We start from the raw sequence: 6,968 nt of genomic DNA, 5'->3' as shown, positions 1-6,968 counted from the left end.
CGTGGGCCCGAACTGCCCGGGCGTCATCAGCCCCGGCAAGTCGAACGCCGGCATCATCCCGGCGGACATCACCGGTCCCGGCCGGATCGGCCTGGTGTCGAAGTCGGGCACGCTGACCTACCAGCTCATGTACGAGCTGCGGGACATCGGCTTCTCGACAGCCGTGGGCATCGGCGGCGACCCGGTCATCGGTACCACGCACATCGACGCGCTCGCCGCGTTCGAGGCCGACCCGCAGACCGAGCTGATCGTGATGCTCGGCGAGATCGGTGGCGACGCCGAGGAGCGCGCGGCGGCCTACATCAAGGAGCACGTGAGCAAGCCGGTCGTCGGCTATGTCGCCGGCTTCACCGCGCCGGAAGGCAAGACCATGGGCCATGCCGGCGCGATCGTGTCCGGCTCGTCGGGTACCGCCCTGGCGAAGCAGGAGGCACTGGCGGCCGTGGGTGTCGAGGTCGGCAGGACCCCGACCGAGACCGCCGAGCTCGCCCGGCAGAGTCTGGTGCAGACCGTGGCCTGAGGAGTGAGATGCGATACGACGTCAACCTGTCCATCCTGTTCACCGAGCTGCCCCTGCTGGAGCGTCCGGCCGCGGCGCGGGCGGCCGGGTTCGACGCGGTCGAGATGTGGTGGCCGTTCGAGGGCCCGACGCCGTCCGACGCCGAGCTCGACGCGCTCGCCGACGCGCTGGACGAGGCCGGCGTGCGCCTGCTCGGGCTCAACTTCGACGCGGGTGACATGGCGGGCGGTGACCGCGGGCTGCTTTCCGCGCGGTCCACGAGCAACCGCTTCCGCGAGAACGTCGAGGTGACCGTCGCGTTCGCCGAACGGCTGGGCTGCCCGACGCTGAACGCCCTGTACGGCAACACCGCCGACGACACCGACCCGGACCTGGCGCTGGAGAACCTGGCGCTCGCCGTGACCGCGGCCCGCCGGATCGGCGCGACCGTGGTGATCGAGGCGCTCAACTCCTACGAGAGCGCGCGCTACCCGATCACGTCCTCGAAGGCCGCGTTCGACCTCGTCGACCAGGTGCCGGGGACCGCGTTCCTCGCCGACTTCTACCACCTGTACCGGATGGGCGAGGACCTCTCCGCGCTGATCACGAACCACGCCGCGCGGTTCGGCCACGTGCAGGTCGCCGACGCGCCGGGCCGCGGCCAGCCGGGCACCGGCGAGATCGACTACGCCACCGTGCTCGCCCAGCTCGACGCGAGCCCGTACGGCGGCCCGGTCGGCCTCGAGTACAAGCCCGTCGGACCCAGCGCTGAGAGCTTCGGCTGGCTGAAGGAGACACCATGACCACCATCGGTTTCATCGGCCTGGGCATCATGGGCGGCCCGATGGCCAGGAACCTGCTGGGGGCCGGCTTCGACGTCGTCGGGTACAACCGGTCGCCAGCGGCGGTCGAGCGGCTCGCCGGCGAGGGCGGCAGGGCGGCGAAGAGCGTCGAGGACGCGGTGTCCGGCGCCGACGTCGTTATCACGATGCTGCCGGACTTCCCGCAGGTCGAGGAGGTCGTGTTCGGCGCGGGCGGCGTGCTCGAGTCGGCCCGGCCGGGCACGCTCTACGTCGACATGTCCACGATCCGGCCGCAGACGTCGCGGCGGATCGCGGAGGAGGGGGCGGAGCGCGGGCTGCGCATCCTCGACGCACCCGTGTCGGGTGGCGAGAAGGGCGCGATCGACGGCGTGCTGTCCATCATGGTCGGCGGCAGCGCCGAGGACTTCGCCGCGGCGGGGCCGGTCTTCGAGCCGCTCGGCAAGACCGTCGTCCACGTGGGACCGGCCGGCGCCGGACAGACCGTGAAGGCCGCCAACCAGCTCGTGGTCGGCGGCACGTACGCCCTCGTCGCCGAGGCGATCGTGCTGCTCGAGGCGTCCGGTGTGGACGCCGGGCTCGGGCTCGACGTGCTCGCGGGCGGGCTCGCCGGCAGCCGGATCCTCGAGCTCAAGCGGAAGACCATGCTGGCGCGCGAGTTCGCGCCCGGCTTCCGGATCGACCTGCACCACAAGGACATGGGCATCGTGCTCGACGCCGCGCGCGAGGCCGACGTAGCCCTGCCCGTCGGCGGGCTCGTCGCCCAGCTGATCGCCGCGGCGCGCGCCCAGGGGTACGGCTCGCTCGACCACTCCGCCCTGCTGAAGGTCGCCGAAGGCGTCTCCGGAACCACGGCCGGCGAAGGGGAGTGACCAGGTGAACAGCATCCCGTGCATGGAGGCCGCCGTCGCGGTCATGGAGTCCGAGGGTGTCGACACGGTGTTCGGCATCCCGGGCGCGGCGATCCTGCCGCTGTACGCGGCCATGCGGACGAGCGGCATCAAGCACATCACGGTCCGCCACGAGGAAGGCGGCACGCACGCCGCCGACGGCTGGTCCCGCGTCACCGGCAAGGTCGGCGTGTGCATCGGCACCTCCGGTCCGGCCGGCACCAACATGATCACCGGCCTGTACACCGCGCTCGCCGACTCGATCCCGATGGTGTGCATCACCGGCCAGGCGCCGCGGGCCAAGCTGCACCAGGAGGCGTTCCAGGCAGTTGACATCGTCGAGATCGCGAAGCCGGTCACCAAGTGGGCCGTGCAGCTGAAGGAACCCGGCCAGGCGCCGTGGGTGTTCCGCGAGGCGTTCCGGATCGCCCGGTCGGGCCGGCCCGGTCCGGTGCTGATCGACCTGCCGCTGGACGTCCAACGTGGACTGTGCAACTACGACGCCGCCATCGACGCGCCGCTGCCGGTCGACGTGCCGGAGCCGTACCCGGGCCGCGTCCGGGCCGCGGTCGACATGCTGCGCGGCGCCGAGCGGCCGCTGATCCTCGCGGGCGGCGGCGTGGTCATCGCCGACGCGGCCGCGCAGCTGCGCGAGCTCGCCGAGGAGCTCGACGTGCCGGTCCAGGTCACGCTGATGGGCAAGGGCGCCTTCCCCGAGGACCACGACCTGTTCGCCGGCATGGCGGGCCTGCAGACCCAGACCCGGTGGGGCAACCAGATCTTCCTCGAGTCCGACCTCGTGCTCGCGGTCGGCGCCCGGTTCGGCGACCGGCACACCGGCGACCTGTCCGTGTACACCAGGGGCAGGCGGTTCATCCACGTCGACATCGAGCCGACGCAGATCGGCAAGGTGTTCGAGCCCGACCTCGGCATCGTCGGCCACGCCCGGCCGACGCTCGCCGCGCTGACCGCGCAGGCCCGCGCGAGCGGCGAGCGGCGCGCGACGGACTGGCCGGCCCGGGTGCGCAAGCTGCGCGAGACCCTCCCGCGCCGCGACGACTTCGACGACGTGCCGATCAAGCCGCCGCGCGTGTACCGGGAGCTCAACGAGTTCTTCGGGCCGGAGACCACGTTCGTCACCGCGATCGGGCTCTACCAGATCTGGTCCGGCCAGTTCCAGCACACGTACCTGCCGCGCCGCTACCTCGTGTGCGGCCAGGCCGGGCCGCTCGGCTGGGAGGTGCCGGCCGCGATGGGCGTGAAGTGCGCGTTCCCGGAGCGGCAGGTGGTCGCGGTGGCCGGCGACTACTCGTTCCAGTTCCTTATGGAGGAGATCGCGGTCGCCGCGCAGTACCGGATCCCCTTCGTGATCGTCATGGTCAACAACGAGTACCTCGGGTTGATCCGGCAGTCGGAGATCCCGTACGACATGAACTACGCGGTCGACCTGCACTACGGCGAGGGCGGCATCGACCACGTGAAGCTGATGGCGGCCTTCGGCTGCCCGGCGCGGCGCGTCGAGCAACCCGGCGACATCCGCGACGCGCTGGCTTGGGCGTCCGCGGAGTCGGCGGCGCAGTCGCTGCCCGTGCTCGTCGAGGTCATGGTCGAGCGGGAGGCCAACGCCGCGATGGGCCTGTCCATCGACGCCGTCAAGGAGTTCGAGCCGGTCCCGGAGCTGGAGCTCGCCGGGGACTGATTTGGTCTGGACCTTGACGGCCTCATGTCGTTCCCGCTCGTGCGCGCTCCGGACGGCAAGATGATCGCGACGGCCACCAGCACGCCGCTCGTCAGGCAAGGTGCCTCGAGCAAGACTTGAGCGTCGCTCCATCGCTTGTGCCGACCCTGTGTGCAGGGGATCGGGAGGAGGCATGCGATGACGGCGACGTTCAGTGCCCGCACCGAGGTGGCGACGGTCGGCGTGGTGGGGTTGGGAGACACCGGCCTGCCGCTGGCACTCTCGCTGGCCGACGCCGGCACCTTGACCGTCGGGCTCGACGCGGACCCGGCCAGGATCGCGGCGCTGCGCATAGGGGAGTCCTACGTGCCGCAGGTGTCGACCGACGCCCTGGAGGCGACCGCGGACTGGTTCGAGGCGACCTCGGACCCGACCCTGCTGGCGGGCCTCGACTCCTACGTGATCTGCCTGCCCGTGCCGGTCGGCCCGGACGGCGCGGCGGACCTGCGGCACGTGATGGGCGCGGCCGAGCTGCTCGGCCCGCTGCTGCGTCCCGGCGCGGCCGTCGAGGTGCGCTCCCACGTGCCGCCGGGCGCGATCACGCTGCTCGCCGCGCGGATCGCGGCGGCGAGCGGCCTGCGCCCCGGCGTGGACTTCCGCATCACCGGCGCGTAGCCGTGGACCTCGAGCAGGTCATCGCCCACAAGCGCGAGCTGTGGTCGATGCCCTCGATCGTTCCCGCCCCACGCGTCGAGCGGCTGCGCCCGGTGCGGGCCGGGCGCTTCGCGGCCGCCGTGAGCGGCCCGGAGGTCGGCGTGATCGCGTCGGTCCTGCCCGGCTCGTGGCGCGCGGTCGTGGCGTACGAGGACGGCGGTGCGGCGGCCGTGTCGGTTCCGGGCGACGAGCTGCTCTTCGGCGGCGGGCCGGACCTCGTGCGCCGGGTGGCCGCGGTCGTCGACGTGCCCGTGTTGTGGTGGGACGTCGTCGTCGACCCCCGCCAGGTGGACATGGCGTACGCGTGCGGCGCGGACGCCGTCCGGGTCGTCGTGGCCGCGCTGTCCGACGCCGAGCTGGCGGAGGTGCTGGCGGTGGCGTCGGGGCTGGAGCTGGACGCGCTCGTGTCGGCTCGCGACCAGGCCGAGGTCGGCCGGGCGCTGGCCGCCGGCGCTTCGCTGCTCGGCCTGCCGGCCGGCCCCGCCGATGGCGTGCCCGCCGTCGCGGAGGGCGGGTTGTCCTCGCGCGCCGACGTGGAACGGCTCGCCTCGGCCGGCTTCACGGGGTGCCTCGCGGACGCCTCGCTGCTGATGGCGGCGGATCCGGCAGCCGCGGTTCGGGGCTTGACCGGGGTGTCTCGCTAGCGGCACCGCCCAGCCGGTCTAGCCGGTGGCCTCGACGGTCGCGCTGGTCTGGCCGGCTGCTTCCGCCGCGGTGCGGATCAGGGCTGCCAGTGGTCTCGACCGGCTTTCCTCCGACCACGCGATCAGCAGCGTGGTCAGCTGTCCGTCCAGGATGGGGACGGCCACCAGGTCCCTTCTCAGGTGCGCCTTCACCGACTCCGGCAGGACCGCGATCGTCTTGCCGAGGGCTATCAGCTGGGTGACCTGGCCCGTGTCGCGGATCAGCGGGCCGGGCCCCTCGCTGTCCGGCGTCCAGCGGGGGAACGTCTCACCGGCCAGGTCGGCCATCGTCACCGAGGTTCGGGTGGCCAGGCGGTGGTCCCGGCGCACGACGGCCACCTCGCGCTCGGTCAGCAGCTCCTCCGTGGCGAAGCCCGCCAGGTCGTCGTAGGGACGGCGCAGCAGGGCCACGTCCGCTTCGCCTTCGCGGAGCATGACCTCCTGCTCGCCGATGCCGCAGATCATGACCTCGACCTCGACGGCGTCCGGGTGTTCGGCGTAGCGGGTCAGGATCGCGTCGAGCAGGTCCGCGTCGCCGCCCGGCTTCATCACCAGGACCAGCCTCGGCTCGACCCGGCCGGCGCGTTTCGCGCGCAGCTTCGCGGCCTGCAACGAGGTCAGCGCCTTGCGGCCCTCGGCGAGCAACACCTCGCCGGCCGGCGTCAGCTCGATCTGCCGGTTGCGGCGGTCGAAGAGCTCAACACCCAGCCGCCGCTCGAGCCGTTGCACCGCACGGGACAGCGGCGGCTGCGCCATGCCGAGCCGCTCCGCCGCGCGGCCGAAGTGGAGCTCCTCGGCGACGACGACGAACTTCCTGATGTACTCCGCGATGTCCGCACTGCCACCGTATGTGCCGTTCGGGCCATCCATTTGCCCCTCCAGCCTCCCGCCGACGGCCGTGTGCGCCTCGTACGCCCCGGTACGGATACGTACAGACTAGTGGCGTAGGGCGCCCACCCGGCGAAAGCCGCCACGCTATGCGGCGTCGGGCGTCCTGGCGGGAGTGTCGTCCTGGTAGTGCCACACGGCGATGCCGAGCAGAACTCCCCACAGCAGGAAGTACGGGTCCCACAGGGCGAGGTGCCAGTAGAAGGCGTACCAGTCGATACCGGCGGGGGGATCCACGACGTCCAGGGCGACCAGGACCTCCGTGCCGACCGTCAGGCCGCCGTAGCCGATGAGCACCGCCGTGCCCGCCCAGCCGCCGGCCAGCATGAGCGGGCGCGGGAACACGCGACCCCATCGCTGCGCCAGCGCGAGGGCGTAGCCGACGCCGGCGACCTTCAGCAGGGCCGCGCCCATGCGAGCGCGCCCCCCTCGCCGGCGCCCAGTACAGGCTGACCACGGCGAACACGCCGGCCCACACCGCTGCCGCGTAGGCCGCCCACGTGCGCCGCCGGGTGCCGGGCCGTTGCGTGGCTGCTCGGTCATGTGGATCACTGTCCTGCTCCCCGGGTCGTGGCGACGTCCCGGCCCACGGTGCGCACCGCGCTGAGGATGTCGCGTCGGATCAGTCCGCTGCCGGCGCGCACCAGCAGCCAGTAGCGCCGGAACGCGCGCCGCGTGGCCGCGTCCGTCGCGTGCACCCGCGTCTCCGTGGACAGCAGCGTGCCGTTGCCCTCGGCGGTGAAGTACAGCTTGGGGGTGCGGGTCTTGTTCACGCCCTGTCTCCCAACATGGCGG

At 72.5% G+C, this 6,968-nt stretch carries 9 protein-coding genes; 6 read left to right on the top strand and 3 right to left on the bottom strand.

Annotation, left to right across the window (positions count from 1 at the left end; translation table 11 throughout):
* The 6 genes from VH969_RS01870 to VH969_RS01845 form a co-directional block, all read left to right on the top strand.
* Positions 1-520, top strand: a 520-nt coding sequence (locus tag VH969_RS01870) for a succinate--CoA ligase subunit alpha (protein WP_527249143.1), incomplete at its 5' end; no start/stop codon positions are given.
* Between the two features lie 8 nt (positions 521-528).
* Positions 529-1,302: a hydroxypyruvate isomerase family protein gene (locus VH969_RS01865; RefSeq protein ID WP_331969297.1), complete on the top strand. Its 774-nt coding sequence runs from the start codon at positions 529-531 to the stop codon at positions 1,300-1,302.
* A complete protein-coding gene (locus VH969_RS01860; protein WP_331969295.1) occupies positions 1,299-2,192 on the top strand; it encodes a 2-hydroxy-3-oxopropionate reductase in 894 nt (297 codons plus the stop codon). The genes VH969_RS01865 and VH969_RS01860 overlap by 4 nt, the downstream gene beginning before the upstream one ends.
* Positions 2,193-2,214: 22 nt before the next feature.
* Positions 2,215-3,909 carry a glyoxylate carboligase gene (gene gcl, locus VH969_RS01855; protein WP_331969300.1) on the top strand — a complete coding sequence of 565 codons (1,695 nt, stop codon included), beginning with the start codon at positions 2,215-2,217 and terminating at the stop codon, positions 3,907-3,909.
* 177 nt (positions 3,910-4,086) lie between these two features.
* Positions 4,087-4,563 (top strand): nucleotide sugar dehydrogenase, encoded by a 477-nt coding sequence (locus VH969_RS01850; RefSeq protein ID WP_331969292.1) that lies wholly within the window; start codon positions 4,087-4,089, stop codon positions 4,561-4,563.
* Positions 4,564-4,565: 2 nt separating this feature from the next.
* Positions 4,566-5,246: a beta/alpha barrel domain-containing protein gene (locus tag VH969_RS01845; RefSeq protein ID WP_331969289.1), complete on the top strand. Its 681-nt coding sequence runs from the start codon at positions 4,566-4,568 to the stop codon at positions 5,244-5,246.
* An 18-nt stretch (positions 5,247-5,264) separates the two neighbouring features.
* Here the strand turns inward: VH969_RS01845 and VH969_RS01840 are convergent, their stop codons facing one another.
* The 3 genes from VH969_RS01840 to VH969_RS01830 form a co-directional block, all read right to left on the bottom strand.
* The gene (locus tag VH969_RS01840; protein ID WP_331969286.1) at positions 5,265-6,155 is read right to left on the bottom strand and encodes a LysR family transcriptional regulator; all 891 of its coding nucleotides are present in this window, start codon (positions 6,153-6,155) and stop codon (positions 5,265-5,267) included.
* Positions 6,156-6,260: 105 nt separating this feature from the next.
* A complete protein-coding gene (locus tag VH969_RS01835) occupies positions 6,261-6,587 on the bottom strand; it encodes a DUF3995 domain-containing protein (RefSeq protein WP_331969283.1) in 327 nt (108 codons plus the stop codon).
* 134 nt (positions 6,588-6,721) lie between these two features.
* Positions 6,722-6,946: a hypothetical protein gene (locus tag VH969_RS01830; protein ID WP_331969280.1), complete on the bottom strand. Its 225-nt coding sequence runs from the start codon at positions 6,944-6,946 to the stop codon at positions 6,722-6,724.
* Between the last annotated feature and the right edge of the window lie 22 nt (positions 6,947-6,968).

Source organism: Actinophytocola sp., from assembly GCF_036555685.1.
Classification (GTDB): Bacteria; Actinomycetota; Actinomycetes; order Mycobacteriales; family Pseudonocardiaceae; genus Actinophytocola.
Note: the sequence above shows the minus strand (reverse complement) of the source record. Positions and strands in the feature narration are given on the sequence as shown.

Excerpts from the sequence above, each read along its gene's own strand:
- VH969_RS01840 (WP_331969286.1), bottom strand. The coding sequence starts at position 6,155 with ATGGATGGCCCGAACGGCACATACGGTGGCAGTGCGGACATCGCGGAG.
- VH969_RS01860 (WP_331969295.1), top strand. The coding sequence starts at position 1,299 with ATGACCACCATCGGTTTCATCGGCCTGGGCATCATGGGCGGCCCGATG.
- VH969_RS01850 (WP_331969292.1), top strand. The coding sequence starts at position 4,087 with ATGACGGCGACGTTCAGTGCCCGCACCGAGGTGGCGACGGTCGGCGTG.
- gcl (WP_331969300.1), top strand. The coding sequence starts at position 2,215 with ATGGAGGCCGCCGTCGCGGTCATGGAGTCCGAGGGTGTCGACACGGTG.
- VH969_RS01835 (WP_331969283.1), bottom strand. The coding sequence starts at position 6,587 with ATGGGCGCGGCCCTGCTGAAGGTCGCCGGCGTCGGCTACGCCCTCGCG.
- VH969_RS01865 (WP_331969297.1), top strand. The coding sequence starts at position 529 with ATGCGATACGACGTCAACCTGTCCATCCTGTTCACCGAGCTGCCCCTG.